A 1,912-nucleotide genomic window follows, 5' to 3' on the forward strand; every position below is an offset into this window, starting at 1 on the left:
TGGGTTTAGTTACCCATTTATTGACTTCTCTGGTGATGGTAGATCGGGTTCTTCCGAGCTTCTCTGCTATGAAAGATTTAGGTCTATTTTCTTCTAAAAGAGTCTGGATAATTACCCTTTCTTGATGTGATAATCGCCGGTGTTTTTTTGGTTCCATACAACAAATCTAAAGTTATGATTTGTTGCGTTAAGTTATTGAACTCAGGTTTTTAAATAAAATTGTTGCATAACGGTCTTGGTTAATGCAAGTGGCGTGGAGTAGGGACACGTTCTTGTCGGCTTAGTTGTTTTTTACTTGGTCTCTAAAATAGCACTTTACATCAGAATGCCCGCTATTTGCTATTAACCGATGTTATGCCCTGGCGACAGTAATTCTAATTCTTATTTTTGAGTTATTGGCATCCAACGGCTTCCGTTAATCTTTGTTCAACTATCGTTCTTTGTATTGGAGAAAATTCTGTTGAATAAAATTCATTTCTCATTATAGAATTACTCCATTCTCTCCAATATCCTGTCCTGGAATATCTTGCTCCTTCAAACCAATTGCCTGGATTATCTGTTAATATGTTTAATTTTGGTTCCACTGGTAAAAACCAAGGTTGTATTTTTAATGCACAATTGGCTTCAGAGTCTTCATATTCATCATCCAAATTTCCAAATGAGTGGCCGAATTCGTGTCTAGCCAAAAATTTAAATATCTCTCCGCTATCATATTTAGAAAGTATCATATTGGAAACCTTGGGATTTGAAATTGTATTATATTCTGTTACCCCGGGAAATTCCGCACTAGCGAAATATCCTGAAGAATTGGCAATGATTATGGTATAAACATAATCTCCTGTAGCATAATGGCCATATAAAGTTTCAAGGGCATCTCTTCTTGAAGATTCTATTCCTAATAGTCGTTGTAGTCCAATTTTGTTACTAAACACAGACCATGGAGTGTCAGATGTAGTATTAGTACCTGTTGTTCCATTACAAGTACTAGTAAATTCAATTGTTTTAATACCTGATGTTATTGAGGGTGATTCTACTTTGTAAAAATTCAAACTGTTGCGTGATGACTTAAATGGTTCCATATCAAGAATTGCTTGTTTTGCAATATCACATAAGTCTCGAAATTCGGACATTTCCTCCTCCGTAAAGCCTTCCGCTAAAAAGATAACATTAGCTACACATCCCTTATTTTCCTCTCCTATTATAACTGGGCAGGGAATTATAGAATCAATGCAAATATCTTTAACATCTTTTTCAACAGGTAAGTCGTCATTTACGCAGCTAGAAAAAGCAAAAAGTAAAAGAATTGATAAGTAGTGTTTATTCATATATAAATAGTTTTAAAAAATTCTGTTCTTTTCGAATTTTCAGATGAGCTTGGGCATAACGGTCTTGGTTAAGGCAAGTAGCGTGGAGTAGGGACACGTTCTTGTCGGCTTAGTTGTTTTTTACTTGGTGTCTAAAATATCACTTTTCACCGGAATGCCTGCTATTTGCGCTTAACCGATGTTGCTAACAGTATTTTTTAGTTACAGCAATTTATATGTTATTTTTATTTTTCCATTATCAGCTTTATAAGGATCAAATAAAAAGTATTTTGTTTCTCCACCATAATAATCCATTCTCAACTCCTCATTAATACTATCTTTAAAATAAAAATAGTAATAAATATCAGCCTCCTTACCAGGTTTAATTCTAATACTATCATTCGCATAACCTTCTATGTGGATATAATAAGTTGAATATGATCCCTTTTTGTTAGGTATTAAACTATCAATAATTTTGTCATTAAAGTCAGTTACGATAATTTCCTTTCTATCATTCGAGTTACCACAAGCAGATAAAAAGAATAATATAAATATCATTTTTATAAAGGGAACTGTATGTTCATTTTTTTGCATATTAAACGGAATTT

General features: G+C 33.2%; 3 protein-coding genes. All 3 read right to left on the reverse strand.

The window, feature by feature from the left end; genetic code table 11:
* On the reverse strand, positions 1-157 hold a 157-nt coding region (locus I130_RS16955; RefSeq protein ID WP_157480450.1), incomplete at its 3' end, for a helix-turn-helix domain-containing protein.
* Between the two features lie 235 nt (positions 158-392).
* A complete protein-coding gene (locus I130_RS00060; RefSeq protein ID WP_034917067.1) occupies positions 393-1,325 on the reverse strand; it encodes a M64 family metallopeptidase in 933 nt (310 codons plus the stop codon).
* Positions 1,326-1,526: 201 nt separating this feature from the next.
* A partial coding sequence (locus I130_RS00065) for a hypothetical protein (RefSeq protein ID WP_232224000.1) occupies positions 1,527-1,912 on the reverse strand: 386 nt, incomplete at its 5' end.

The sequence above is a fragment of the Gillisia sp. CAL575 genome, assembly GCF_000403785.1.
Classification (GTDB): domain Bacteria; phylum Bacteroidota; class Bacteroidia; order Flavobacteriales; family Flavobacteriaceae; genus Gillisia.

Coding starts and splice junctions, on each gene's coding strand:
- I130_RS00060 (WP_034917067.1), bottom strand. CDS start 1,325: ATGAATAAACACTACTTATCAATTCTTTTACTTTTTGCTTTTTCTAGC.